Below are 25,346 nucleotides of genomic sequence, written 5' to 3' on the forward strand. Positions count from 1 at the left end.
GGCGGAGAACGAACGGGCCGGCCCCGCGAACGCGGAGCCGGCCCGGCCGGTGGAACGTGACCGTCGAGGAGTCTCAGCAGTCGAAGTACATGGCGAACTCGTGCGGGGTCGGGCGCAGGCGCACCGGGTCGACCTCGTTGGCCCGCTTCCAGCCCACCCAGGTGGAGATCAGGTCCGGCGTGAAGACGCCGCCGTCGAGCAGGTAGTCGTGGTCGGCCTCAAGCGCGTCGAGCACCTCGGGCAGCGAGCCCGGCACCTGCTTGACGTCGCCCCACTCCTCCGGCGGCAGGTCGTACAGGTCCTTGTCGATCGGGGCCGGCGGCTCCATCTTGTTCTTGATGCCGTCCAGGCCGGCCATCATCATCGCCGAGAAGGCGAGGTACGGGTTGCTGGACGGGTCCGGCACCCGGAACTCGACCCGCTTGGCCTTGGCGTTGCTGCCGGTGACCGGGATGCGGGTGCAGGCGGAGCGGTTGCGCTGCGAGTAGACCAGGTTGACCGGCGCCTCGTAGCCGGGCACCAGGCGGCGGTACGAGTTGACCGTCGGGTTGGTGAAGGCCAGCAGCGACGGGGCGTGGTGCAGCAGGCCGCCGATGTACCAGCGGGCGGTGTCCGACAGGCCGGCGTAGCCGGTCTCGTCGTAGAACAGCGGCTCGCCGTTCAGCCAGAGGCTCTGGTGGGTGTGCATGCCGGAGCCGTTGTCGCCGAAGAGCGGCTTCGGCATGAAGGTGGCGGTCTTGCCGTTCGCCCAGGCCTCGTTCTTCACGATGTACTTGAAGAGCTGGAGCTGGTCACCGGCGTGCAGCAGGGTGGAGAACCTGTAGTTGATCTCCGACTGGCCGGCGGTGCCCACCTCGTGGTGCGAGCGCTCCACGGTGAAACCGCCGTCGACCAGGCGACGCACGATCGAGTCCCGCAGGTCGGCGTAGTGGTCGACCGGCGGCACCGGGAAGTAGCCACCCTTGTACGCGGTCTTGTAACCGCGGTTGCCGCCCGCCTCCTCGCGCCCGGAGTTCCAGGCGCCCTCGATCGAGTCGATGTAGTAGAACGACTGGTGCGCGGAGGTCTCGTGGCGGATCGAGTCGAAGATGTAGAACTCCGCCTCGGCACCGAAGTAGGCGGTGTCGGCGATGCCGCTCGCCGCCAGGTACGCCTCGGCCTTCTTCGCCACGTTGCGCGGGTCCCGGGAGTACGCCTCGCGGGTGAACGGGTCGTGGATGAAGAAGTTGAGCGCGAGGGTCTTCTGCGCGCGGAAGGGGTCGATGAAGGCGGTCGCGACGTCCGGGAGCAGGAGCATGTCCGACTCGTGGATCGCCTGGAAGCCGCGGATCGACGAGCCGTCGAACGCGAGGCCGTCGGTGAAGACGCTGTCGTCGAAGGACTCCACCGGCAGGTTGAAGTGCTGCATCACGCCGGGCAGGTCACAGAAACGTACGTCGACGAACTTCACGTCCTCGTTCTTGAGGTATCGCAGGAGTTCCTCGGGATTGGCAAACACACGTCCTCCTGGCACGTCCACTCCGGTGGCTGGGCTCTGGCGACGCTATGACCGCGGGGTTGCTCGGCGGTGTCTCCTATGTTTCTGCCGTGTTACGTCGCTCGCGGAGCGTCATCTGCGCCGGTCAGTACCCGCCGGGCTGTCCGTTCGGACGATACCGGCTGATGCAGTGTATGGCCATCTGATGCGATTGGCCCGAATCGGCGATCCGCGTCGACCCGGTCACCGCCCGGCGGACGGGTGACGGACGCCCCGTACCGGCGGTGGCCTGCCGGTGTCCGGTCGGGCCTGACTACCCTTGACCGTCGTGACGAGTCCGCCCGCCGCGGCACCGGTGCCGCCCGCCACCGACCCCACCTTCACGCCGCCGAGCATCGGCCGGCGGTTCGGCGCCCTGGTGATCGACTGGGTGCTCTGCCTGCTGCTGGCGAACTTCTTCGCCGACCCGGTCCGCGACGGCTGGCCCCCGGTGCTGGTCCTCGTCGTCGAGTACGGCTTCTTCCTCGGCCTCTTCGCCCAGACCCCCGGCATGTGGATCACCCGGATCCGCTGCCTGTCCTGGGCCGACGGCGGCCGGATCGGGATCCCCCGAGCCCTCCTGCGCGGCCTGCTCCTCGCCCTGCTGGTACCCGCCCTGATCATGGACGAGCACCGCCGTGGCCTGCACGACCGCCTCACCGGCGCGGTGATCGTCAACGCCCCCCGCCGCTGACCCCCGAACCACCAGGATGTGGTGGCCCCGGTCGCGGGAGGATGCCCCACCACCTCGTGGATCGAGTGCGATCTCGGGGCGGACACGCGAAGAGCCGGGCCCGAACGGGGCCCGGCTCTCCGCGTACCGGCGGGGTCAGCGACCCCGCGACTGGCGGAACGCGCCGCGCGGCGGACGCATGTTCTTGGGGATCGCGCCCTTGGGTAGCTGCGGACGGGCGGTGAGCGCCTTGAGCCGCTTGTCGAGCGAGTTGACGTCCTTGCCGTTGAGGGCGCGCGGCAACCGCATCAGGGTCATCCGCAGCTTGCGGATCGGCAGCTCACCCTCGCCCTGGCCGATCACGTAGTCGTGCAGCGGCGCCGAGCCGATCACCTTGGCCAGCCGGCGCTTCTCCTGGCCGAGCAGGCCGCGTACCCGCTGCGGGTTCCCCTCGGCCAGCAGGATCACGCCGGGGCGGCCGATCACCAGGTGCACCATGTCCATCTGGGTGGTGGAGCTGACCGCCGGGGTGACCCGCCAGTCACCGCGCATGCTCTCCATGATCTGCGCCGCCGCGCCGGGCTGCCCCTCGGCGGCGTTCATCATCGCCTTGTTGGACCGCAGGTTGAGCACGAGCAGCACGGCGAGCAGGATGAACAGGATGCCGATCGGCAGCCAGATCCAGCCCCAGAGGATCACCGCGACCACGGTGAGCGCGAGCGGGATCAGCACCGCCGCGGCGGTCAGCGGCGCGAACCACCTGTCCTGCTTGGCGGTGAACCGGAACACCATCCCGATCTGCTTCAGCCGCTGGCCGAACGAGACCTTCTCCTGGGGCTTTGCCATGACCCAGAGTCTAGTGGGCGCCGTCAGGACGGATGATCCCCGGCCTGGCCGGGCGGGGCAGCACGGGTGCGGAGCGGCCGGTGCCGCCCTCCTCGTGGTAGTCGTCGTCGACGTTGACCGCCCACACGTCGTGACCGGTGCCGTCGAGGATGTTCTCCGCCGCCAGCATCGCGGTGAGCATCGAGTGGTCCTGGTTGTTGTAGCGGTGCATGCCGTTGCGCCCCACCGGGTGCACGTTCGGCGCGACCTCGGCCAGCCAGCGGCGGATCACCTCGACGGCCTCGGCGTACCCCTCGTCGTAGACCGGGTACGCCTTCGGCATCCGCACCACGTATCCGTCGGTGACCGAGCCGGGGCGGACCAGGCCGAGGCGCTCCAGCTCGGCGGTGCCGTAGCCGACCAACTCCGGGTCGGGGGCCGACCACAGGTCGTCGCCCTCGTTGACGAAGTACTCCAGCCCGAGGCAGGTGCCGCCGTCGCGGACCATCTCCGGCGACCAGGCGCCGAAGTTCTGGATCCGGCCGACCCGTACCCCCGGGGTGTGCACGTAGATCCAGTTGTCGGGGAAGCCGGCGTCGGCCGGCACCACCAGCGCGACGGTCAGGAAGTCCCGGTGCCGCAGCGCGTCGGCGGCGGCCCGTACCGGCTCGGGGGCCGGCGGGTCCATCGCCCGGACCAGGGCGGGCAGCGGCATGGTGGACACCACGTGGTCGGCGGCGATCCGCCGGTCGCCGTCCGGGCCGGTGACGGTCACCGCCACCACCCGGCCATCGGCCCGGTGCACCGCCCGGACGGTGGTGTCCAGCCGGACCGTGCCGCCGGCCTTGGTGACCAGTTCGGCGCAGCGTTCCCACATCATCCCGGGGCCGAGCCGGGGGTAGCGGAACTCCTCGATCAGGCTGGTCACCCCGGAACCGCCGCGCCGGGGCAGCAACGCCTCGCGGACCGCCGCGCCGAGCGAGAGGTTGCGGATCCGCTGGGCCGCCCAGTCCGCCCGCAGCGCCGTCGCGGGCAGGCCCCAGACCTTCTCGGTGTACGTCTTGAAGAACATCCGGTACAGCCGGGCGCCGAACCGGGCCGACACCCAGCCCTCGAAGTGGCTCTGGTCGGCCGGCGGGCGCACCCGCGCCCACAGGTACGACCCGACGCACCGGACCGCCTCGACCACGCCGAGGTTCCGCAGCGCGTTGCCGGCCCGCAGCGGGTAGTCGAAGAGCCGGCCCCGGTAGTGGATCCGGCTCATCCGGGGGCGCAGCGGGAAGTCGGCGGGTGGCAGCAGCTCGTGCCAGAACGCCTCGACCCGGGGCACCTTCGTAAAAAATCGATGCCCACCGATATCGAATCGCCAACCGTCCCGCTCTACGGTACGGCTGATGCCGCCGACCACGTCGTCGGCCTCCACCACCTCGGCCGGGGCGTGCCGTCGGGTCAGCTCGTACGCGGCGGTCAGGCCGGCGGGACCAGCACCGATGACGACCGTGTGCGGCTGGGCCATTAAAGACACCACCATCGATGCGTTGGGGTCGGGGTTGGCGGAATCTAGCACGATCGTGCCCGGTCTGGGGGGTCAGTGACCGGCCAGCCAGATCCGCCAGCCCGACACCGTCACCGGCGCGTACCCGGGCGGGGGCGACCGGTCGAGCCGGGCGGCCAGCGGCGAGCCGACCGGGGCCACGTAGCCGGGGTCCGTCGCCCCGGCCACCGCCCGCCGGTACGCCGGCACCCGGTCGAAGCCGGGCCGCAGCCGGTCGTCCAGCACCGCGCAGACGATCTCCTCGCGGGCGGCGAAGGTGAGCCGGTTGCAGGTCCAGTACTCGCCGTACACGTGCCGGACGTCGCGGGCCCGCAGCGCGTCGACCAGCGTCCGGTGCCGCTGCGCCTCCGCCCGGTTGCCCGGCACGGTGCCGACCGTGCCGGCCGTGGCCACCACGGCGGTACCGACCAGCGCGGCCAGGACGCCGACGGCCGCCACCCGGCCGACCCGCTGCCGGGGTGCACCGGAATCCACCCCGGCGCGGCCTGGTGCGCCGCCGTCCGGCGCGTCGACCCGGGCGGCACGTGGTGCGGTGTCGCGGGCGGCCCGCCACAGCGGCCAGAGCAGCGCGGGCAGCGAGACCGCCAGGCAGGACAGGTAGCGGGAACTCTCCACCGGGGTCCGGCCGGCGGCGCTGCTGACCGTGTAGGCCAACAGCGTTCCCACCGCGCCGGCGACCAGGGCGAGCCGGACCGCCGCCCCGGCCCGCGCCGGACCGCCCGGGTCCGAGGGCTGCGGGTCGCCCGCGCCGGGGCGCAGGGTGCGCCAGGCCGACCAGCCGGCCAGCGCCAGCAGCACCGGCAGGGCCACCGACCACCAGAGCTGCCAGGGCGCGCACCCGCCGGGGCCGCACAGGCCCATCCCGAGCGAAGGGCCCAGCAGCAGCCCCCCGGACAACCGGTCCGCCCAGCCGGCCGCCGCGTCCCCGCCGCTGGCCGCGAGCGCCGCCGCCACCGGGCTGCGGCCGGGCCCGACGCTGTGCCCGAGCAGCGGCGCGGCACCGAGCAGCAGCCCACCGGCCAGCAGGAAGCCGGCCCGGCCCCGCAGCTCCCGGCCGGTGGCGCCGACCAGCACCACGCCGAGGGCCAGCAGGTACGGCAGCAGCAGCGGGTCGACCCAGACGGTCAGCCCGGCGAGCAGCCCCCAGCCGGCGAACCGCCACCGCCGACCGCCCGGCAGCGCCCCCGTCCCGTCCGGTGCCGGGCGTACTCCGTCGCGAACGGCGCGGCGTCCGGTCGCCAGGTGGACGGTGAGCAGGGCCAGCGCCAGGCCGATCGGGTTCAGTTCGGGATACCCGCCGCCGGCGATGAGTTGGTTCTTGACCACCCGGTCCGAGCCCAGCGCCAGCACCGTCACCACCAGCAGCGCGAACCAGCGGTCCCCGCCGAGGCGGCGGGTCAGCCGCCAGCCGAGCGGCAGCAGGAGCGCGTACAGGGCCAGCAGCGGCAGGCGCAGCGCCAGCACCGAGGGGCCGGTGAGGGCGACCAGCGGGGCGGCCAGGTACGCCTCCAGCGTCCCCATGTACGCCTGGCCGTAGAAGAAGACGGGGAAGGCGTCGCCCCGGGCGATGTGCAGGGCGGCCAGCCCCATCGTCGCCTCGTCGCTGTTGGTGCGCGGGGTGTCGGCGAGCAGCAGGGCCAGCCGCCAGCCGACCGCGGCGACACCCACCAGCAGGGCGAGCAGCACCGGTGGCGACGGCCACCGGGGCGGGTGGGGGCGTGCCGTGTCGCGCGCCGGTCGGCGTACCCCGGTGGTCATGCCTGTGATCATGGCATCCGGTCACCGGCGGCGGTGGGTGACGCGGCGGTCGGCGGGGTGACGGGCCGACCGGGCGGGCTCAGCCGGTGACCGGGACCTGCTCGCGGGCCTCCAGGGCCTGCTTGTAGAGCCGCCCCGCCCGGTACGACGAGCGCACCAGCGGGCCGCTCATCACCCCGGCGAAGCCGATCTCCTCGGCCTCCTCGCGCAGCTCGACGAACTCCTCCGGCTTGACCCAGCGGCTGACCGGGTGGTGCCGGGGGGTGGGGCGCAGGTACTGGGTGATGGTGATCAGCTCGCAGCCGGCGTCGTGCAGGTCGCGCAGCGCCTGGGACACCTCGGCCCGCTCCTCGCCCATGCCCAGGATCAGGTTGCTCTTGGTGACCAGGCCGTCGGCGCGGGCCTGGCGGATCACGTCCAGGGAGCGCTCGTAGCGGAACGCCGGCCGGATCCGCTTGAAGATCCGCGGCACCGTCTCGACGTTGTGCGCGAGCACCTCCGGGCGGGAGCCGAAGACCTCGGCGAGCTGGCCGGGCACCGCGTTGAAGTCGGGGATCAGCAGCTCGACCCCGCAGCCGGACTGCAGCGCGTGGATCTGCCGGACCGTCTCGGCGTAGAGCCAGGCGCCGCCGTCGGGCAGGTCGTCGCGGGCCACCCCGGTGATGGTGGCGTAGCGCAGGCCCATCGCGGCCACCGACTCGGCCACCCGGCGCGGCTCGTCGGCGTCGAACTCGGCGGGCTTGCCGGTGTCGATCTGGCAGAAGTCGCAGCGTCGGGTGCACTGGTCGCCACCGATGAGGAAGGTGGCCTCCCGGTCCTCCCAGCACTCGTAGATGTTGGGGCAGCCGGCCTCCTGGCAGACGGTGTGCAGCCCCTCACGCGAGACCAGCCCGCGGAGTTGGGTGTACTCCGGCCCCATCTTGGCCTTGACCTTGATCCACGGCGGTTTGCGCTCGATCGGCGTCTCGGCGTTGCGCGCCTCGATCCGCAGCATCCGTCGCCCCTCGGGGGCGACCGTCGCGGAGCGCGCTGCCTGCTGGGTCGTCGGCGCGGAGTGCTCGATCGTCACAAAACCGAGCCTACGCCCGACGGCGGCCGTCGATGTACGTCGGGCGACGGGCGTCACGTCGCAGGTGTTGTGACACCGGCCACCGGCGGCCGGAAAAGCTCGTTACACCCGAGGGGCGCGGGTGCTAGCGTGCCCGGCAAAGCTGTGACGGAGCCGAGTACCGGCCCGATCCGCCAGTGCAGAGAGCCGCCGGTTGCTGGGAGGCGGTCTGGCGTCGGGCCGCGAAGACCCTCCCGAGCTGCGGGAAGAACGGCGCGTCCCCGCGCCCAGTAGAGCCCGTCCGGCTGGCCCCGGTCACCAGGCGACGAACGAGGCCCCCGTTCGCGGGGGCGAAGGTGTGGTGGCACCGCGAGGCTCCCGCTCGCCCACACCTCCCGGGGATCGCGTTGCGATTGATCGAGGAGGTAACCGCCGTGCAACGCATCCTGTCCGCCCAACTCCCCGCCCGGGTCGGCGCCGCCGTCCGGATCGCCGGGTGGGTGCACCGCCGCCGGCTGCTCAAGTCGGTGGCCTTCCTGATCGTGCGGGACGCCGCCGGCCTGGCCCAGGTGGTGGTCACCGACCCGGCCGTCCGCGCGGTCGTCGCGGCACTGCCCGAGGAGACCGTGGTCGAGGTGGTCGGCACGGTCACCGCTAACGGCACGGCGCCCGCCGGGGTCGAGCTGACCGACCCGACGGTACGTCCGCTCGGCCCGCCCGCCGAGCCGCCGCCGTTCGACCTGTACCGGCCGGCGCTCACCGCGACCCTGCCCACCCAGCTCGACCACGCGCCGGTGGCGCTGCGTCACCCCACCCGGTCGGCGGCGCTGCGGATCTCGGCGGCGGCGGTCGCCGGTTTCCGGGCCGCGCTGGACGCCCGGGACTTCGTGGAGGTGCACACCCCGAAGGTGGTCGCCTCGTCCACCGAGAGCGGGGCGAACGTCTTCGCGCTCGACTGGTTCGGCCGGCCCGCCTACCTGGCCCAGTCGCCGCAGTTCTACAAGCAGTTGCTGGTCGGTGTCCTGGAACGGGTCTACGAGGTCGGGCCGGTGTTCCGGGCCGAGCCGCACGACACCGTCCGGCACCTGGCCCAGTACACCTCGCTCGACGTCGAGCTGGGGTTCGTCGCCGATCACCGGGACGTGATGGTGGTGCTGCGCGACACCCTGGCCGGGATGCTCGCCGGGGTGGCCGGGCGGGCCGCCGGCGCGGTGGCGGCGCTCGACCTGGACCTGCCCGAGGTGCCGGCGGAGATCCCGGCCGTGCACTTCACCGAGGCGCTGCGGATCGCGGGCGCGCCGGCCGACGAGCCGGACCTGGCCCCCGCCCACGAGCGGGCGCTGGGCGAGTGGGCCCGCGCCGAACACGGCTCGGACTTCCTCTTCGTCACCGGCTACCCGATGGCGAAGCGGCCGTTCTACACCCACCCGGACCCGGCCCGGCCGGCGTACTCCAACGGCTTCGACCTGCTCTTCCGGGGTCTGGAGCTGGTCACCGGCGGCCAGCGGCTGCACCGGCACGAGGATTACCTAACGGCGCTCGCGGCGCGCGGGGAGCCGGTCGCCCGCTACGCCGGGTACGTCGACGCGTTCCGGCACGGGATGCCGCCGCACGGCGGCTTCGCCATCGGCCTGGAGCGTTTCGTGGCCCGGCTGGTCGGCGCGGCCAACGTCCGGGAGGTGACCGCCTTCCCGCGTGACCTGCACCGGCTCACCCCCTGAGCACCCGCCGGGACACCGGGCCGGGCACCCTCCGTGCCCGGTGTCCTGGGGCGGCCGGCCGGAGCGGGCGGGGGCGGTGGCGCGGTCCCGGACCGGGAGCGGTGCCGGGGGTCAGGCCGGGCCGAGCAGGTCCCAGCGGTTGCCGGCGATGTCGCGGAACACCGCGACCCGACCGTACGGCTCGGTGCGGGCGGGCTTCACGAACTCGACCCCGGCGTCGACCATCCGCCGGTGGGTGGCGTCGAAGTCGTCGACCTGGAGGAAGAAGCCGACCCGGCCGGCCACCTGGTCGCCCACGGCGGCCTGCTGCCGTTCACCGTCGGCGCGGGCCAGCAGGAGGCCGGTCTGCGCGCCCGGCGGGCGGACCACCACCCACCGTTTCGGGCGTCCGTCGTTGGTCAGCGAGGGCTCGTCCGCCACGAGGTCGAAGCCGAGCACCTCGGTGAAGAACGCGATGGCCGGGTCGTAGTCGGCGACGACGACGGTGACGAGGTCGATCCGCACCGGCTCAGCCGAGCAGGGTGGGCAGGCGGCGCTCGACCACCGGGAGGACGTCGGCAACGGTGACCGGGCGGCCCAGCTCGGCGGTGAGTGAGGTGGTGCCGGCGTCGGCGATGCCACACGGCACGATCCGGTCGTAGGACGACAGGTCGCAGTCGCAGTTGATCGAGAAGCCGTGCTGGGTCACCCCGCGGGCGACCCGGATGCCGATGGCGGCCACCTTGCGGGCCGGGCCCCGGTCGTCGGCGGGCACCCAGACCCCGCTGCGCCCCTCGACCCGGCCGGCGGTCAGCCCGAACTCGGCGCAGACGTCGATCAGTAGCTGCTCGGTGCGGCGGACGTAGGCGACCACGTCCACCGGGTCGGGCAGCCGGACGATCGGGTAGCCGACGAGCTGCCCCGGGCCGTGCCAGGTGATCTTGCCGCCCCGGTCGACGTCGACCACCGGCGTGCCGTCCATCGGCCGGTCCCACGGCTCGGTGCGCTTGCCGGCGGTGTAGACGCTCGGGTGCTCCAGCAGCAGCACTGTGTCGCCGCGCGCACCGGTCGCCACCGACTCGTGCAGCCGGCGCTGCTCATCCCAGGCGGCCAGGTAGTCGACCACGCCCGCCCGGACGGCCGTCAGGCCGGAAGTCGTCACGCTCACCCCGACAGCCTAGCCCCGCGAGGGCCAGGTCCCGGGCGTGAGCCTCGTCGCGCCGCCGCCCGCGATCGTGCCGTGGTGGCCCCGCCCGGGGCCGGTCCGGGCCGGAGGTGCGGGGCCGGGGTCAGGGAGCGGGGGTGGTGGTCCAGAGCCAGACGTCGTCGACCCGGCGGGGTGCGCCGAGCAGGGCGGTGGCGGTGCGGCGGAGGGCATCCTCGTCGAGGTCGTACTTGGCGCCGTGCACCTCGTCGGGGAGGACGACCGCCTGCACCCCCCAGTAGCGCAGGTCGGCGCGGGCGAGCCGGATGCTGCCCTCGGTGATGATCGGCACCAGTCCGGTCCGTCCGGCCTGGTCCATCAGGGTGTCGAAGGTGCGCGGCGGAGGGCCGATCCGGCCCCGGCCGTCGGGTCCGCCGGGGCCGAGGAAGAACCCGGCCGGAAGCCGGAACTCGCCCTGCCGGTGGGCCAGGGCGTACGCCTGCCAGCGCTGCCCGTCGGGGGTGACGTCGAGGGTGAGCGGGATCGGGGTGAGCACGCCGCCGGGTGAGACGTACTGGCGCCAGGTGCCGGCGGTGATGAACTCCGGCACCGGCGGGCGGGCGCTGGTCAGCAGCGGGGTCGGCAGCAGCGGCAGCAGCGCCGCGACGAAGCCGGCGACCCACGCCCACACCGCGCCCCGGCGCGGGGGCGTCGCCCGGAGCCGGTCGACGGTGTACGCCAGCAGCACCCCGATCACCGGGGCGACCACCAGCGCCAGCCGGGACGGCAGCGCGGCGTTGACCACCGGCAGGTTGTCCAGCACCCCGAACGGCAGCAGTTGGCCGGTGCGCCGCCCGTCCCACTTCGCCAGCGGCCCCCAGGAGAGCACCGCGAAGAGCGCGGCGGTCACCCCCAGCGCGGCCAGCGTGGCCCGGCGGCCGGGGGTGGCGCGGCGCCACAGCACGCCGAGACAGACCACCGCGAGCACCAGCAGCGGCAGCCCGAAGAAGCTGTTCTCCTCGGTCGGGTTGGGCGCCAGCGAGGTGCCCCACCCGGCCGCCCCGGCCAGCGACCGGCGCGGGAAGGCGCCGAACGCGGCGATGTCCTCGGAGTGGATGCCCGGGTCGAACCCGGTGCCGTGGAACCGCTGCGGCCCGGCGAAGTGCAGCCAGAGCGGGTACGCCAGCAGCACCCCGGCGACCAGCGCGGTCACCCCGAGCCCGCGCAGGAAGGTGGGCAGCGCGGCGCGCGCCTCGGCACGGCGGGCCGGGTGCAGCGCCCAGACGGCGAGGAACACGGCGAGCGCCAGGGCGGTGAAGAAGAGCCCCTCGGCGGCGATCGAGAAGGCGACCGCGACCAGTACGCCGAGGACGACCCCGCCGCGCAGCCAGCGTCCCGGCCGGCGCAGCGCGAACACGCCCTGCGCCAGCAGTGGCACCAGCCAGCCGGCGGTCCAGTTCAGATGGGCGTTGGCGTGCGCGACCATGCCGGGGGAGTAGGCGATGAACAGCGCGCCGACGCCGGCCGCGAGGCGGCTGCGGACCAGGTGCCGGGAGAGCAGCCAGTACCAGGCCAGCGCGGTGGCGGCCAGGTTGAGGGTGAGGATCACCAGGAACGTCGCCGGTGGCCCGATCAGGTACGTCAGCGGCGCGAAGACCGCCGCGTACACGGTGATCGAGGTGTTGACCGCGAGGTTCACCCCGTCGGGCACGTTGATCAGGTGGGTGAAGAGCGGGTTCTCCCCGTGGGTGAGCGCGTTCGCGCCGAAGGCGAGCAGCCACTCGAAGAGCGCCTGGTCGCTGGAGTTGACGGTGATCGCCCGGTTGTTCGGGTCCCGCCACAGCCCGCTGGTCACCCAGACCGCGAGCGCCACCGCGACGATCAACACGGTCAGGTCGGCGCGGCGGTCCCGGCCGGTGGGGGGCACGGCGGCGGGCGGCTGGTCGGCGGCCACGGTCGGGGAGGACGGCACGGAGCGGACGTTACCAACCGGATCTGGACACGCCGTCCGGACCCGGAACCTTGATTCCTTGTTGGAAATGACTTCCAATTGCATCAGTCGCGCCGGTACGCGGACCGCGTCAGTGCGCAGATCGGAGGAGAAGAATGTCTCTCGACGTACCCACCGCCCTGCTGGAGCGGGCCGAGACCGGTCGGGTGGACGACGACGAGTTCGTCGACTGCGTCCGGCGTTCGCTGCCGTACGCCTGGTCGGTGGTCGCCGACGTCGCCGGGCGGGCGGCCGGCGGCGGCCGGATGGCCGAGCACGCCGTGCCCCCGCCCACCGAGGTCGAGCGTGGGCAACTGCTGCGGGCGCTGGCCAGCGACGCGATCCGGGGTGGCCTGGAGCGGCACTTCGGCGTGACGCTGGCCTTCCAGAACTGCCACCGGGTGGCCGCCTTCCCGCCGGCGCTGGCCGGCGGTGAGGTCTGGCGGGAGTTCGTCTCGCCGCTGGCCCAGATCCGCAACCAGACGCCGGAGTTGCGCAACTGCTGACGCGTCCGGGGGTCCGCTCCGGCGGGCCCCCGGACCGGGTCCGCTCCCGGCGGCCGGCGGCCGGCGACCGCTGACCGCCACATCGGCGACAGCGAATGTGTGAGCGGCGGCCATGTCGCCACTTCGCAACACGGACGTAACGTCGCGGCAACTCGGGGTGACCCAGTTCACAGTCGCGACAGGAGGCCACCGTGCGCCGCTCCTCATCCATTCTCACCCGGCTCGCCGGGGCGGTCGCCGGGGCAGTGCTCGCGGCGACCGCCCTGGTCGCCGCCGCCGTGCCCGCCCAGGCCGCCACCCTGACCCAGGTCACCGGCTTCGGCTCGAACCCCGGCAACCTCGCCATGTACGCCTACCGCCCGGACGGCCTGCCGGCCAACGCACCCGCCGTGGTGCTGCTGCACGGCTGCACCCAGAACGCCGCCGGCTACTTCGCCAACTCCGGCTGGCAGAAGTACGCCGACCAGTGGAAGTTCGCCCTGATCGTGCCCCAGCAGTCCAGCGCCAACCAGGCGCTGAGCTGCTTCAACTGGTTCACCGAGGGGGACATCACCCGGGGCCAGGGCGAGGCCCTGTCGATCCGCCAGATGATCTCCTACGCGACGTCGACCTACGGTCTGGACGGCAGCCGCGTCTTCGTCAGCGGGCTGTCGGCCGGCGGCGCGATGACCTCGGTCATGCTCGCCACCTACCCCGAGGTGTTCGCCGCCGGCTCGGTCATCGCCGGCATCCCGTACCGCTGCTCGCCGCCGGCGTCGACCAGCACCTGCCAGTACAGCGGGGTGGACAAGACCCCGGCGGCCTGGGGCGACCTGGTCCGGGCGGCGTACTCCGGCTACACCGGCCGGCGACCCCGGGTGGCCATCTGGCACGGCACCTCGGACAGCACCGTCGTGCCGGCCAACGCCACCGAGTCCCGCGACCAGTGGACCAACGTGCTCGGGGTGTCCCAGACCCCGACCAGCACCTCGTCCCTGCCCGCCGGCACCAGCCTGGAGGTGTACGGCAACGACGCCGTCCGGGTCTACCGGGTCTCCGGCATGGGCCACGGCACCCCCGTCGACCCGGGTTCCGGCGCCGACCAGTGCGGCACCGCCACCTCGTACTTCCTGGACACCATCTGCTCGACGTACCGGGACGCGCTCTTCTTCGGCCTGAACGGCGGCGGCCCGCCCAGCCCCACCCCGACCGTCTCCGCCACCGCGTCGCCCACCCCCACGGCGTCGCCTACCACGGCCCCGACCTGCGTCACCGCCAGCAACTACGCGCACGTCGCCGCCGGCCGCGCCTACCAGTCCGGGGGCTACGCCTACGCCCTGGGCAGCAACCAGCGGATGGGCCTCTACAACACCTTCTACACCAGCACCCTCAAGCAGACCGCCCCCACCTACTGGGTCATCGGCTGCTGACCGACGCCCGCGGTCACCCGCACGGGGAGTGACCTTCCGCAGACCGGTATGCCGGTCCGGCATGTTCATGCCGGACCGGCATACCCGCCCCGGCCAGGTGACCGCCGAGGCGCACGCGCCGCCGAGTCCTAGTCGGTCAGGGCGGCGCGCAGCGCCGGGGGCAGGTCGGGGTGGGCCCACCGGAAACCGGCCTTCGCCAGCACGCCGGGGAGGACCCGGGCGCTGGTCAGGGCCTCCTGGGCGAAGCCGCCGAGGGCGACCCTGAGGGCGAGCCCGGGGATCGGGATGATCGCCGGGCGGTGGAGCTGGCGGGCCAGCTCCCGGGTGAACTCGGCGTTGGTGACCGGGTTCGGGCCGGCGCCGTTGACCGGGCCGGCGATCTCGTCGGCACCGAGCAGGAACACCACGGCGTCCAACCAGTCCCGCAGCGAGATCCACGGTAGCCACTGCCGGCCGCTGCCCAGCCGCCCCGCGATACCCAGTTTGAACGGCAGCAACTGCGGCTTGAGCAGCCCGCCGTCGCGGTGCAGCGGCAGCCCGGTCCGCAGCCGCACCACCCGTACGCCGGCGTCCTCGGCCGGCCGGGTCGCCGCCTCCCAGACCCGGCAGACGTCGGCCAGGAAACCCTCACCCGCCGGGGCGTCCTCCTCGACCACCCGGTCACCGGTGTTGCCGTACCAGCCGACCGCCGAGGCGTTGAGCAGCACCCGGGGCCGGTCCGCCGCCGGCAGCCCGGCGATGGTGATGGCCAGGGTGGTGGTGCTGTCCACCCGGCTCGACCGGATCAACCTGCGGTACTCCTCGTTCCACCGCCGGTCGCCGACCCCGGCGCCGGCCAGGTTGACCACCGCGTCGGCGGCGGCCACCAGGTCCGGGTCGAGCTGCGCGGCCGACGGGTTCCACTGCCGCTCGTCGGCGTTGCGTGGTGGCCGCCGGACCAGCCGGGTCACCTGGTTCCCGTCGGACGCGAGGCGGTCGACCAGCCGGGTGCCGAGGAAGCCGGACGCGCCGGCGATGAGGATCCGCATGTTCACATCTTCGGGCACGCGGGGGTGGTCGGATGCGGCGAACGCCCCCGACTCAGTGCACCGGGGTCGGACGGAGATCGGCGAGGAGCCGTTCCACCTCGGCGAACGCGTCCGCCGGCAGCGGGCCGAGGGCGAGGGTGGCGAAGTTCTCCGTTGCCTGCGCGACCGTCCGGCAGCCGGGGATCGGCACGGTCCGCGGGCTGCGGGCCAGCAACCAGCCCAGCGCGCCCTGGGCGAGGGTACGTCCGTCGGCGGTCAGCGCCCCCCGGATCGCCTCGACCCGGGCCGACCACTCGGGCGTGGGGCGGCCGTCGGTGAACCAGACCAGCCAGTCCGGCGCGATCCCGCGTACGTCGTCCCGGCCGACCGCCCGGTTCGACCCGGTGAGCAGGCCCATCGCCAGCGGCCCCCGGTTGAGGCTGGCCAGGTCGAACGTGTCGCAGACCGCCAGCATCTCCGCGTTGTCGTTCAGCACCGACTCGTCGTGCTGCACGACGGCGCAGTGCGGGCCCGCCTCGGCGAACGCCCGGGCCGACGCCGGGTTGTCGGTGCTCCAGCCGTACGACCGGATCTTGCCCTGGGTGACCAGGCCCTCCAGGGTGTCGACCAGGTCGAGCGCGACGGGCGCCGGCAGGTCGTTGATGTGGAGCTGGTAGAGGTCGACGTAGTCGGTACCCAGCCGGCGCAGCGACTCCTCCAGGCTGGTGACGGCGTACGCCGGGCTGGCGTCGGTGCCGGTCCACTGTCGGGTGGCCTCGTCCGCCCGGTTGGCGAACTTCGTGGCGATCACCGCCCGGTCCCGCCGGCCGGCGAGGGCCCGCCCGAGCACCCGCTCGCTGTGCCCGGCGCCGTAGTTGCTGGCCGTGTCGAAGAGGGTGACGCCCAGGTCGAGGGCGCGGTGGATGGTGGCGACCGACTCGTCGTCGTCCACCTGTCCCCACCCGAACGGCTGGCCGCCGTCGCCCCACAGCGGTCCACCGATCGCCCAGCAGCCCATGCCGACCGCGCTGGCCTCGATCCCGCTGCGGCCCAGAGTCCGTGTCATCGTCATGCCGTCCAGTTTTCAACCTGGAGCGCACTCCAGGTCAAGCGCTAGCATCCGGGAATGTACCCACCGTCGGAGGCCGCCCGCCGGAGCGGCTTCAGCCTCGACACCCTCCGCTACTACGAGAAGATCGGCCTGCTCAGCGACATCGGGCGTACCCTGGGCGGCCGTCGGGTCTTCACCGACGACGACCTGAGCTGGCTGCTGCTCTTCCGCTGCCTACGGGACACCGGCATGCCGATCGCCGAGATGTGCCGCTACGCCGAACTGGCCCGGGACGGGGAGCACACCGCCCGGGACCGGCAGGAACTGCTCGAACGGCATGCCGCCCGGGTCGAGGAGCAGATGGTGGTGCTCCAGCGCCAGCACGACCACCTGCGCGAGAAGATCCGCTTCTACCGCAGCGTCACCGGGGCCGCCCCCGCCTCCTGACCGGCCGGCTCACTCGCCGGTCCGGCCGTCGACCGGCTCCCGGAGGACGTCGGCGGGGCCGGCCAACCGGGCCAGCACCGGGGCCAGCGGTTCCCGCGCGTCCCGGCGGACCACGAACCGGGTGACCCCCCAGCGGCGCTGGTGCCCGGCGACCGCCGCGACGATCTCGTCCACCGTGCCGATCAGCACGAACGGGGTGGCCAGCAGTTCGTCGACGGTCAGGCCGAGCCGGGCCGCCAGGTCCGCGGCGGCGGCCCCGGCGTCGTCGGTGACCACCACCTGCTGCACCAGCGCCTCCAGCGCCGGTGGGTCGTCCCGCCCCGCGGCACCGGCGGCGACGTGGGCGAGCTGGGCCTCGATCTGGTCGGACCGCCAGCGCACGTCGTGGCGGTGGCCGTCGGCGAGGGTACGCCCGAAGCCGGTCAGCCCCACCACGTCGGCATGCGCGCCGGCCCACCGCAGCAGGGTCGAGTTGGCGGTGCCCACGGTGAGCGGGATGCGCCGCTGCACCGGCCGGGGCTCGGCCAGCCGGGCGGCCCGCATCGCCAGCTCGGCGGAGTCCACGCTGACCTCCGCCCCGTCCAGCAGGGCGCGGACCGCCTCGGCGACGGCGACGCAGCGGCGTACCCGGCCGGCGACGTCGGGGCGTTCCCGGCCGACGGCGGCCCACTCGGCGGGGGTGTGCCCGGCCCCGACACCGAGCCGCGCCCGGCCGCCGGAGACCAGGTCGAGGGTGGCCACGTCGGCGGCGAGCAGGATCGGTTCCCGGACGCCGAGGTTCGACACGTACGAGCCGAGCCCGATCGTGGAGGTCACCGACGCGGCGGCGGCCAGCGCGACGAACGGTGCCGTCACGTCACCGGGATGGTCGGCGGCGAGCAGGGCGTCGTAGCCGGCGGCCTCGGCGCTGCGGGCCAGGTCGACCCAGCTCGCCGCGTCGGTCGGGGTGGCCTGGAGGGAGAAGACGGTCACCGGCCCAGCCTGCGTGGTCACCGGCCGGCGGGCCAGCCCGGACCGGCCGATTCTGCCGACCGGCGAATTCGCCCACCGCTGAATCCGGTGCCGGACGGACCGCCCCGGTCACCTCAACCGGCGGGTGGGGCCAGGCCGAACAGCGCCTCGGCGTCGCCGGCCTCGGCGCGCAGCGCGTCGAGCGCGGCGACGATCCGCCGTTCCTCGAAGCCGAAGTGCGATTCGAGGATGGCGCCGAGCCCGTCCAACTCGCCGCGTACCCGCTCGGTGGCGGCCGGGTCACCGGTCGGTGGCTCGGCGACCAGCTCCTCGATCCGGCGCACGATCGCGTCGACCATCCGATGGTCGTGGGCGAGCTGCGCCAGCACCGGGCGTAGCTGTGGGGCCTCCTCGGCGAGCACCCGGAACGCCCCGGCGTCCTCGCCGGTGTGGTGCCGGGTCAGGGCGGCGCAGAAGGTGAGGCAGTGGGCCCGCAGGCCACGCAGCCGGTCGCCGCCGCCCGGCGGCCCGCCGGCCGGGTCGAGGCCGGCCCGGAGCCGGGCCAGCTCCTCGCGGAGCCAGTCGTGGATCTCGATCAACTGGGTGCCGAGTGCCGCGAGGCGGTCACCGGGTGCTGCGGAGGGGTGCACGTGGGTCCCATGCCGTCCCGCGCCTCCATGCCCTCGGCGGTCTCCTTGCCGGGTGCACCGCGACGCTGGAACGGAGTCTACGCCGGACCCGTCGTGTCGCGGGGCTCGTCCTCGTGCCAACGGGCCCGCCAGGCGGCCTCCTGCGCCTCGTGGTTGACCCGTTCGTCGTGCACCGCCTTGCGCAGGGCATTACGGGAGTCGGCCATGGTCGCCACCTCCACCGCGATCAGGCCGACGCAGATGGCGGTCAGCAGCGCGAGCGCGGCCAGCGCCGGCAGCCGCCCCGCGACCGGCATGCCGGCGGCCAGCACCACCAGCACGCCGACCCGGCTCCAGCTCAGCGTGTGCAGGGTGCGGAGCTGGAACAGCATGTTGGTGGCGAGATAGCAGATCACCCCGCCGAACAGCAGCGGCACGGCCGGTCCCTGGGCCTTCTCGCCCACCCCGCCCGCCGGGTCGGTGACCGCCCGGACCAGCTCGTCGCTGCCGATCGCGAACAGGATGATGCCCGCGATCATCGGCAGGTAGAGGTACGCGTAGGCGTCCCGGGCCATGGTCATCCGGGCGTGGCCGGTCGCCGCGTGCAGCGCGATCCGGGCGGCCGGGCCGATCAGGTCGAAGTGCGCCCACCAGAGTGCGGCGGTGAAGACGATGCCGAGCGTGGCCGCGGCGATCGCCGGCCAGGTGACCGGCTTGCCGAGCACGTTGCCCCCGACGCCCACCGAGATGATCGACTCACCCAGCGCGATGATCAGGATCAGGTCGTACCGCTCGGTCCAGTGTTCGGCGGAGGTCACGCTCCAGCCCCAGGTGCCGGCGACCAGCCCGGTGCCGTACTGGACCAGGACCACCAGGATCCAGAGCACGTCCCGGACGATCCCGGCCCGGCCCGGATCGCCGATCGCCACCGGGACCAGCGCCGCCGCCAGCAGCAGTACGACGCTGGCCACCAGCTCCGGCATGAAGTGCAGCAACTGGCGGCGGTCGACCGGATTGTCCCGACCGGCCCGCAGGAACAGCACCAGGTGCACGCCCCGGACGGCCACGTAGCTGACCGCCACCACCATCGGCCCGGCGAGACCCCCGTGCGGGGTGCCGAACGCCTGCGGCAGGGCCAGCGCGAAGGCGAACAGGGAGGCCATCGCGGCCACCATCAGCACCGGGACGAAGCCCTCGCCGAGCCGCAGCCGGGTGGCGGCCATGCTGTGCACCACATAGCACCACCAGAGCACGGCGAGCACCAGGCCGGCGTGCAGCAGCTCCTGACCACCGATCTCGGCCACGGTGGACCGGGTGATGATGAAGAACGAGACGACGAAGACCAGGTCGAAGAAGACCTCGAACTTGTCGACCCGGGCCCCGGGGGCGACGGCCACGGCCGGGCCCAGCCGCCCGCTCCACCGGTAGTCGCCCATTGCCCCACTCTCGCAGCGTCCGGCCGGCCGAGGGGCGGGATTCGGCTCAGCCAGCCCCCGGCCGACGCGGGCCTGGACGGTCTCCCGAGGACACCCCGCGCGGCGGACCGGCCGCACAGCCGCCGAGGGCGCCCCGGTCGACCGACCGGGACGCCCTCGCGGGTACGGGTGTTACAGGCCCAGCTCGGCCTCGAAGTTGCCGGCCTCCAGCCGCTCCTTGACCGCGACCAGGAAGCGGGCCGCGTCGGCGCCGTCGATCAGCCGGTGGTCGTAGGACAGGGCCAGGTAGACCATCGAGCGGATCGCGACGACCTCGCCCAGGTCCGGGTCGTTCACCACGACCGGACGCTTCACCACGGCACCCGTACCGAGCATCGCGGACTGCGGCGACGGCACGATCGGGGTGTCGAAGAGCGCGCCCCGGCTGCCGGTGTTGGTCAGCGTGAAGGTCGCCCCGGCGATCTCGTCCGGGCTGATCTTGTTGGTCCGGGTGCGCTCGGCCAGGTCCGCGACCCGCTTGGCGATGCCGCCCAGGTTGAGGTCACCGGCGTTGTGGATGACCGGCGTCAGCAGGCCCCGCTCGGTGTCCACCGCGATGCCGAGGTTCTCGCCGTCGGGGTAGGTGATGGTGCCCGCGTCGAGGTCCATCCTGGCGTTCACGATCGGGTACGTCTGCAGGGCCTCGATAGCCGCCAGGGCGAAGAACGGCAGGAACGACAGCTTCACCCCGTGCCGCTGCTGGAACGAGTCCTTCGCCTGCGCCCGCAGCTTGGCGACCCGGGTGACGTCCACCTCGATCACCGTGGTGAGCTGCGCCATCTCGTGCAGCGACTCCTGCAACCGGGTGGCGATGGCCTTGCGGATGCGGGTCAGCTTCTCGGTGCTGCCCCGCTTGCCGCTCGGCTGCGGCTTGGTGGCCGGCTTCGCCGGGGCCGCCGCCGCGGCGGCCGGCTGGGCGGCCGGAGCCGGGGCGGCCTTGGCCGCCTTGGCCTTCGCCGCCGCCTCCAGCACGTCCTGCTTGCGGATCCGGCCACCGACGCCGGTGCCGTTGACCGAGGCGAGGTCGACGCCGTGCTCGCCGGCCAGCTTGCGGACCAGCGGGGTCACGTAACCGGCGGCCTCCTCGCCGCCACCCTGGGCGGGGGCGGTCGGCCGCTGCGCGGCGGCCGGCTGGGCGGCCTGCTCGGCCCTGGCCGGCTGCGCCGCCGACTCGGCCTCGGCGGCCGGCTCGTTGTACGCCGCACCCGGGGTCGGCTCGGCGACCTTCTGCTCCGGCTCGGCCTTCGGTGCGGGCTTGGCCTCCGCCTTCGGCTCGGGCTTCGGCTCCGCCTTCGGCTCGGGCTTCGGCTCGGCCGGGGCCGCGCCCGCCGCACCGATGATCGCCAGGTCCGCGCCGACCGCGGCGGTCTCGTCCTCGGGGACCTTGATCTCCAGGACGGTGCCGGCGACCGGCGACGGGATCTCGGTGTCGACCTTGTCGGTGGAGACCTCCAGCAGCGGCTCGTCCACCTCGACGGTCTCGCCGACCTGCTTGAGCCAGCGGGTGACCGTACCCTCGGTGACGCTCTCGCCCAGGGCCGGCATCTTCACCGCGGTGCCCTCGCCCGACCCGGCCGGCGCGGCCTGCGCCGCCGGCTGCTCCTGGGTCGGCTGCTCCCGCTCCGGCTCGGGGCCGGTGCCCTCGGCGGCGGCCGTCGGCTCGGCGGCCGGCGCGGCCTGCTCCTGCGGGGCGGCTCCGCCGGCCGACTCGCCCTCACCGGAGATGACGGCCAGCTCGCTGCCCACCTCGGCGGTCTCGTCCTCACCGACCACGATCCGGCTCAGCACACCCGCCGCAGGGGACGGGATCTCGGTGTCGACCTTGTCGGTCGACACCTCCAGCAGCGGCTCGTCGACCTCGACGGTCTCGCCCTCCTGCTTGAGCCAGCGGGTGACGGTGCCCTCGGTGACGCTCTCGCCGAGCCGAGGCATGGTGACCGATACCGGCATGTTCTGAAACTCCTTCGTGGCCTGGTGCGATCCTCGCCCGCTTGCCGCCGGCGTCGCGGATTGAGTGTGGGTCAGGCGTGCGCGTGCAGCGGCTTGCCGGCCAGGGCCAGGTGCGCCTCGCCCAGGGCCTCGTTCTGGGTCGGGTGGGCGTGCACGAGCTGCGCCACCTCGCCCGGGTACGCCTCCCAGTTGTAGATGAGCTGCGCCTCGCCGATCAGCTCACCGACCCGCGCGCCGACCATGTGCACGCCGACCACCGGGCCGTCCTCCACCCGGACCAGCTTCACGAAGCCGGCGGTCTTGAGGATCTGGCTCTTGCCGTTGCCACCCAGGTTGTAGTTGTAGGTCTTGACCTTGTCGCCGTACTGCTCCTTGGCCTTGGCCTCGGTCAGGCCGACCGACGCCAGCTCCGGGTCGGAGTAGGTGACGCGCGGGATGCCGGCCTCGTCGATCACGGCCGGGTTCAGGCCGGCGATCTCCTCGGCGACGAAGATGCCCTGCTGGAAGCCCCGGTGGGCGAGCTGGAGGCCGGGCACGATGTCGCCGACGGCGTAGACGTTCGGCACGCCGGTGCGCAGCCGCTCGTCGGTCAGCACGAAACCCCGGTCGAGCTTGACGCCCTGCTCCTCGTAGCCGAGGTTGGCGGTGTTCGGGCCCCGGCCGACGGCGACCAGCAGCAGCTCGGCCTCGATGGTCTCGCCACCGGCGATGGTCAGCCTGACCCCGTTGTCGGTCTTCTCGACCTTCTCGAACGGCTTGCCGACCTTGAAGTTGATCTTCCGCTTGCGGAACGCCCGCTCCAGCGCCTTCGACGACTCCTCGTCCTCGGCGGCGACCAGCCGGGGCAGCGCCTCGACGATCGTCACGTCCACCCCGAAGGACTTCCACACGCTGGCGAACTCGACGCCGATCACGCCGCCGCCCAGCACGATCACCGACGACGGGACCCGGTCCAGGGTCAGCGCGTGGTCGCTGGTGATGATCCGCTCGCCGTCGACCTCCAGGCCGGGCAGGCTCTTCGCGTACGAGCCGGAGGCCAGGATCACGTTCCGGCCGGTGTAGCGCTTGCCGTCCACCTCGACGACGTTGCTGCCGACCAGCTTGCCGGCGCCCGCCACGAAGGTGATGTTCTTGGCCCCGCCCACCAGGCCCTGCAGGCCCTTGTACAGCCGGGAGATCACGCCGTCCTTGTACGCGTTGACCCCGGCCATGTCGATGCCGACCAGCTCGGCCTTGATGCCGAACTGCTCCGACTCGCGGGTCTGGTCGGCGATCTCCGCCGCGTGCAGCAGCGCCTTGGTCGGGATGCAGCCGTTGTGCAGGCAGGTGCCGCCGAGCTTGCCCTTCTCGATCAGCGCGACGGAGAGGTCAAGCTGGGCGGCACGCAGCGCCGCCGCGTAGCCGCCGCTGCCACCTCCGAGAATGACGATGTCGAAGGTTGCGTCGTTCGGCTCGCTCACGTCCAACTCCCAGGTCGCTTCGCTGCATCGGGGGTCACGGCGGGGCGGCACGGGCAGACCCCACCTCGGTCATCTTGTCACTTAGCTGTCCGAAGCGCGTAGTGAGGTGCCCAACGACACGTCATCGACACGTACTCTTGGCACCGTCTTCGATGACGGACGGGGGAGGGGAGGAGTCCGGTGGCGCTCTTCCGGCGACGCAAGCAGCCGGCCTCGGCCAACCACGACCGGCCGGCCGATCGCGCCGACCTGGACCATCTGGCGAACTTCGCCCGGACCCGGCGCGGGGTCGAGGCGTACCTGGAACCCCGCACCACGGTCACCGAGACCACGGTCATCATGATCGCCGACGACGGGGAGTGGACCCGGCGCCGCATCGACGGCCCCGAGGGTGCCCGCCGGTTCGCCCACGCCCTGGCCATCCCGATCTACGACGTCCGGCTGATGGGGTACCCGCAGCGGATGCGCGACTACAACGAACGCCGCAAGCGCCGCCCCGAGCTGTTCTGACCGCAGCCACGACGGCGGGGCGCCCCCGTGGGAGCGCCCCGCCGTCAGGTGTCGGGTGTGGGTCAGCCGTTCGCGGCGACGTCCTCCACCAACTGCACCAGGGTGCGGACCGGGACGCCGGTGCCGCCCTTGGTCCAGTAACCGGTCGCCTCTCCCGAGTGGTAGCCCGGCCCGGCGATGTCGATGTGCGCCCAGGCCACCTCGTCGGTGACGAACTCGCGCAGGAAGACCCCGCCCTGGAGCATGTGACCGGCCCGGTCCATGCCCGCGTTGACCTGCGAGATGTCCGCCACGTCCGAGTCCATGCCCTTGCGGACGTCGTCCGGCAGCGGCATCGGCCAGGCCGGCTCGCCCACCGAGTCGCCGACCACCTGCACCCGCTCGCACAGCTCCGGGGTGCCCATCACACCGGCGATCCGCTTACCCAGCGAGATCACCTGGCCGCCGGTGAGGGTGGAGGTCTCGAAGAGGTAGTCGGTGCCGTCCTCGCAGGCCCGGGCCATCGCGTCGGCGAGGATCATCCGGCCCTCGGCGTCGGTGTTGAGCACCTCGACCTTCTTGCCGTTGTACATGGTGATCACGTCGCCCGGCCGGTAGCTGGTGCCCGACGGCATGTTCTCCGCCATCGGCAGGTAGCCGGTCACCGCCACGGACGGCTTGAGCGCCGCGACGGCCAGCATCGCCGCGCCCACGGCGGCGGCGCCGGCCATGTCGGACTTCATCTCCCACATGCCCTGGGCCGGCTTGATCGAGATGCCGCCGGTGTCGAAGGTGATGCCCTTGCCGACCAGCGCGACCCGCTTGCCGGACCCGCCACCGGCCGGGGTGTAGGTGAGCTTGACCAGGCGCGGCGGGGCCTCCGAGCCCTGCCCCACGGCCACGATGCCGCCGTAGCCACCGGCGCGCAGCGCCTCGAAGTCCAGCACCTCGACGTCGAGCCCGGCGGCCCGGGCGGCGGTGGCAACGGCGTCGGCGAAGGCCGGCGGGCGCAGCTCGTTCGGCGCGGCGTTGACCCAGTCCCGGCTGGTCCGGACCGCGCCGGCCACCGCCGTGGCCCGGTCGACCTCGCCCCGGGCGGTCGCGTCGGTGGCGTCGGGCACGGCGATCAGCACCTCGGCCACCGGCTCCCGCCGGGCCGGCTGCGGCTTGGTCTTGTAACCGGCGAACCGGTAGCCACCGAGCAGCGCGCCCTCGGCGACCGCGCGCAGCGCGGCCGGGGCGTCGGCGTCGTCCGGCAGCGGCAGGCTCAGCGCCACCCGGGGTGCCCCGGCCAGCGCCCGGACCACCGCGCCGGCGGCCCGGCGCAGGGTGTCCGGGGCGGGGGCGGCGCCGGTCGGCTCCGGACCCAGCCCGACCGCCGCGACCACCGGGGCGGTGATCGTGCCCAGCGTGGCCAGCTTGATCACCTCACCGGGGGCACCGGTCGCGCCGAGCAGAGCCAGCGTCTCGGTCAGCTTGCCGTCGAAGGCGGCCGCGATGCTCTCGGCGCCGTCGGCCAGCAGCAGGGGTCCGACGGGGCCGCTCGTGGCGTCCTGCCCGCCGGTCTGGCTGTGCACGCCGATCACGATCGCGTCGACGGCGAGTTCGGCGGGGTCGGTGTCGACCAGGCTGAGGGTGGTGCTGGGCGATGTCACTGAAGCTACTCCGGGCGGGCCGGGCCGGCCGCGTCGTCGCGTACCGGCGGTGATGGTCTCCGGCGGAACCTACCCCCCGGAGCGCGGGTGCGTCCCGCCGATGTTGCC

22 protein-coding genes are annotated in these 25,346 nt (G+C 73.4%); 6 read left to right on the forward strand and 16 right to left on the reverse strand.

Annotated features, from left to right (window positions below; all coding sequences use genetic code 11):
• Positions 1–73: 73 nt before the first annotated feature.
• Positions 74–1,498 carry a type I glutamate--ammonia ligase gene (gene glnA, locus ACIQG9_RS09015; protein ID WP_400399499.1) on the reverse strand — a complete coding sequence of 475 codons (1,425 nt, stop codon included), beginning with the start codon at positions 1,496–1,498 and terminating at the stop codon, positions 74–76.
• Positions 1,499–1,805: 307 nt separating this feature from the next.
• Between glnA and ACIQG9_RS09020 the strand changes: the two genes are divergently transcribed.
• A complete protein-coding gene (locus ACIQG9_RS09020; RefSeq protein WP_400399501.1) occupies positions 1,806–2,210 on the forward strand; it encodes an RDD family protein in 405 nt (134 codons plus the stop codon).
• A 135-nt stretch (positions 2,211–2,345) separates the two neighbouring features.
• Here ACIQG9_RS09020 and ACIQG9_RS09025 read toward each other — a convergent pair whose 3' ends face one another.
• From ACIQG9_RS09025 to lipA, 4 genes are all read right to left on the reverse strand, one after another.
• Positions 2,346–3,035, reverse strand: a complete 690-nt coding sequence (locus tag ACIQG9_RS09025) for a DUF4191 domain-containing protein (protein WP_400399503.1) — start codon at positions 3,033–3,035, stop codon at positions 2,346–2,348.
• 10 nt (positions 3,036–3,045) lie between these two features.
• Positions 3,046–4,530, reverse strand: coding sequence for an NAD(P)/FAD-dependent oxidoreductase (locus ACIQG9_RS09030; protein ID WP_400399505.1), 1,485 nt, complete (start codon positions 4,528–4,530; stop codon positions 3,046–3,048).
• A gap of 72 nt (positions 4,531–4,602) precedes the next feature.
• Entirely contained in the window at positions 4,603–6,327 is a 1,725-nt protein-coding gene (locus ACIQG9_RS09035) for a DUF423 domain-containing protein (protein ID WP_400399507.1), read from the reverse strand.
• A gap of 79 nt (positions 6,328–6,406) precedes the next feature.
• Complete coding sequence (lipA, locus tag ACIQG9_RS09040) at positions 6,407–7,453, reverse strand: lipoyl synthase (RefSeq protein ID WP_400399508.1); 1,047 nt, start codon at positions 7,451–7,453, stop codon at positions 6,407–6,409.
• Positions 7,454–7,809: 356 nt separating this feature from the next.
• Here lipA and aspS point away from each other — a divergent pair, with 356 nt between their 5' ends.
• On the forward strand, positions 7,810–9,096 hold the full coding sequence (aspS, locus tag ACIQG9_RS09045) for an aspartate--tRNA(Asn) ligase (RefSeq protein ID WP_400399510.1): 1,287 nt from the start codon (positions 7,810–7,812) through the stop codon (positions 9,094–9,096).
• Between the two features lie 111 nt (positions 9,097–9,207).
• Here aspS and ACIQG9_RS09050 read toward each other — a convergent pair whose 3' ends face one another.
• From ACIQG9_RS09050 to ACIQG9_RS09060, 3 genes are all read right to left on the reverse strand, one after another.
• Positions 9,208–9,600: a VOC family protein gene (locus ACIQG9_RS09050; protein WP_400399512.1), complete on the reverse strand. Its 393-nt coding sequence runs from the start codon at positions 9,598–9,600 to the stop codon at positions 9,208–9,210.
• Positions 9,601–9,604: 4 nt separating this feature from the next.
• A complete protein-coding gene (gene lipB / locus ACIQG9_RS09055; protein ID WP_400399514.1) occupies positions 9,605–10,243 on the reverse strand; it encodes a lipoyl(octanoyl) transferase LipB in 639 nt (212 codons plus the stop codon).
• A gap of 121 nt (positions 10,244–10,364) precedes the next feature.
• Positions 10,365–12,191 carry a DUF2079 domain-containing protein gene (locus ACIQG9_RS09060; RefSeq protein WP_400399516.1) on the reverse strand — a complete coding sequence of 609 codons (1,827 nt, stop codon included), beginning with the start codon at positions 12,189–12,191 and terminating at the stop codon, positions 10,365–10,367.
• 134 nt (positions 12,192–12,325) lie between these two features.
• On the opposite strand from ACIQG9_RS09060, the gene ACIQG9_RS09065 reads away from it, so the two are divergent.
• Positions 12,326–12,715: an SCO5389 family protein gene (locus tag ACIQG9_RS09065; protein ID WP_400399518.1), complete on the forward strand. Its 390-nt coding sequence runs from the start codon at positions 12,326–12,328 to the stop codon at positions 12,713–12,715.
• A 191-nt stretch (positions 12,716–12,906) separates the two neighbouring features.
• Positions 12,907–14,124, forward strand: coding sequence for an alpha/beta hydrolase family esterase (locus tag ACIQG9_RS09070; RefSeq protein WP_400399520.1), 1,218 nt, complete (start codon positions 12,907–12,909; stop codon positions 14,122–14,124).
• Positions 14,125–14,252: 128 nt separating this feature from the next.
• Here the strand turns inward: ACIQG9_RS09070 and ACIQG9_RS09075 are convergent, their stop codons facing one another.
• The gene (locus tag ACIQG9_RS09075) at positions 14,253–15,152 is read right to left on the reverse strand and encodes a TIGR01777 family oxidoreductase (protein WP_400399522.1); all 900 of its coding nucleotides are present in this window, start codon (positions 15,150–15,152) and stop codon (positions 14,253–14,255) included.
• 52 nt (positions 15,153–15,204) lie between these two features.
• Positions 15,205–16,203 (reverse strand): aldo/keto reductase, encoded by a 999-nt coding sequence (locus ACIQG9_RS09080; protein WP_400399524.1) that lies wholly within the window; start codon positions 16,201–16,203, stop codon positions 15,205–15,207.
• Between the two features lie 54 nt (positions 16,204–16,257).
• Here ACIQG9_RS09080 and ACIQG9_RS09085 point away from each other — a divergent pair, with 54 nt between their 5' ends.
• Complete coding sequence (locus tag ACIQG9_RS09085) at positions 16,258–16,629, forward strand: MerR family transcriptional regulator (RefSeq protein ID WP_400399526.1); 372 nt, start codon at positions 16,258–16,260, stop codon at positions 16,627–16,629.
• Between the two features lie 9 nt (positions 16,630–16,638).
• Here ACIQG9_RS09085 and ACIQG9_RS09090 read toward each other — a convergent pair whose 3' ends face one another.
• From ACIQG9_RS09090 to lpdA, 5 genes are all read right to left on the reverse strand, one after another.
• Positions 16,639–17,601 (reverse strand): LLM class flavin-dependent oxidoreductase, encoded by a 963-nt coding sequence (locus ACIQG9_RS09090; protein WP_400399528.1) that lies wholly within the window; start codon positions 17,599–17,601, stop codon positions 16,639–16,641.
• A 113-nt stretch (positions 17,602–17,714) separates the two neighbouring features.
• Positions 17,715–18,230: a hemerythrin domain-containing protein gene (locus ACIQG9_RS09095; protein ID WP_400399530.1), complete on the reverse strand. Its 516-nt coding sequence runs from the start codon at positions 18,228–18,230 to the stop codon at positions 17,715–17,717.
• Positions 18,231–18,307: 77 nt separating this feature from the next.
• Positions 18,308–19,645 (reverse strand): low temperature requirement protein A, encoded by a 1,338-nt coding sequence (locus ACIQG9_RS09100; protein ID WP_400399532.1) that lies wholly within the window; start codon positions 19,643–19,645, stop codon positions 18,308–18,310.
• Between the two features lie 171 nt (positions 19,646–19,816).
• Entirely contained in the window at positions 19,817–21,634 is a 1,818-nt protein-coding gene (gene sucB / locus ACIQG9_RS09105; protein WP_400399534.1) for a 2-oxoglutarate dehydrogenase, E2 component, dihydrolipoamide succinyltransferase, read from the reverse strand.
• A 71-nt stretch (positions 21,635–21,705) separates the two neighbouring features.
• Positions 21,706–23,094, reverse strand: a complete 1,389-nt coding sequence (gene lpdA, locus ACIQG9_RS09110) for a dihydrolipoyl dehydrogenase (protein WP_400399536.1) — start codon at positions 23,092–23,094, stop codon at positions 21,706–21,708.
• 180 nt (positions 23,095–23,274) lie between these two features.
• Here lpdA and ACIQG9_RS09115 point away from each other — a divergent pair, with 180 nt between their 5' ends.
• Positions 23,275–23,604 carry a hypothetical protein gene (locus tag ACIQG9_RS09115; RefSeq protein WP_400399538.1) on the forward strand — a complete coding sequence of 110 codons (330 nt, stop codon included), beginning with the start codon at positions 23,275–23,277 and terminating at the stop codon, positions 23,602–23,604.
• A gap of 62 nt (positions 23,605–23,666) precedes the next feature.
• Here the strand turns inward: ACIQG9_RS09115 and ACIQG9_RS09120 are convergent, their stop codons facing one another.
• Positions 23,667–25,238, reverse strand: coding sequence for a leucyl aminopeptidase (locus tag ACIQG9_RS09120; RefSeq protein WP_400399539.1), 1,572 nt, complete (start codon positions 25,236–25,238; stop codon positions 23,667–23,669).
• Between the last annotated feature and the right edge of the window lie 108 nt (positions 25,239–25,346).

Source organism: Micromonospora sp. NPDC092111 (assembly GCF_044755745.1).
Taxonomy (GTDB): domain Bacteria; phylum Actinomycetota; class Actinomycetes; order Mycobacteriales; family Micromonosporaceae; genus Micromonospora.

Excerpts from the sequence above, each read along its gene's own strand:
- ACIQG9_RS09075 (WP_400399522.1), bottom strand. The coding sequence starts at position 15,152 with ATGCGGATCCTCATCGCCGGCGCGTCCGGCTTCCTCGGCACCCGGCTG.
- ACIQG9_RS09025 (WP_400399503.1), bottom strand. The coding sequence starts at position 3,035 with ATGGCAAAGCCCCAGGAGAAGGTCTCGTTCGGCCAGCGGCTGAAGCAG.
- ACIQG9_RS09030 (WP_400399505.1), bottom strand. The coding sequence starts at position 4,530 with ATGGCCCAGCCGCACACGGTCGTCATCGGTGCTGGTCCCGCCGGCCTG.
- ACIQG9_RS09080 (WP_400399524.1), bottom strand. The coding sequence starts at position 16,203 with ATGACGATGACACGGACTCTGGGCCGCAGCGGGATCGAGGCCAGCGCG.
- ACIQG9_RS09065 (WP_400399518.1), top strand. The coding sequence starts at position 12,326 with ATGTCTCTCGACGTACCCACCGCCCTGCTGGAGCGGGCCGAGACCGGT.
- ACIQG9_RS09100 (WP_400399532.1), bottom strand. The coding sequence starts at position 19,645 with ATGGGCGACTACCGGTGGAGCGGGCGGCTGGGCCCGGCCGTGGCCGTC.
- ACIQG9_RS09035 (WP_400399507.1), bottom strand. The coding sequence starts at position 6,327 with ATGACCACCGGGGTACGCCGACCGGCGCGCGACACGGCACGCCCCCAC.
- sucB (WP_400399534.1), bottom strand. The coding sequence starts at position 21,634 with ATGCCGGTATCGGTCACCATGCCTCGGCTCGGCGAGAGCGTCACCGAG.
- ACIQG9_RS09085 (WP_400399526.1), top strand. The coding sequence starts at position 16,258 with ATGTACCCACCGTCGGAGGCCGCCCGCCGGAGCGGCTTCAGCCTCGAC.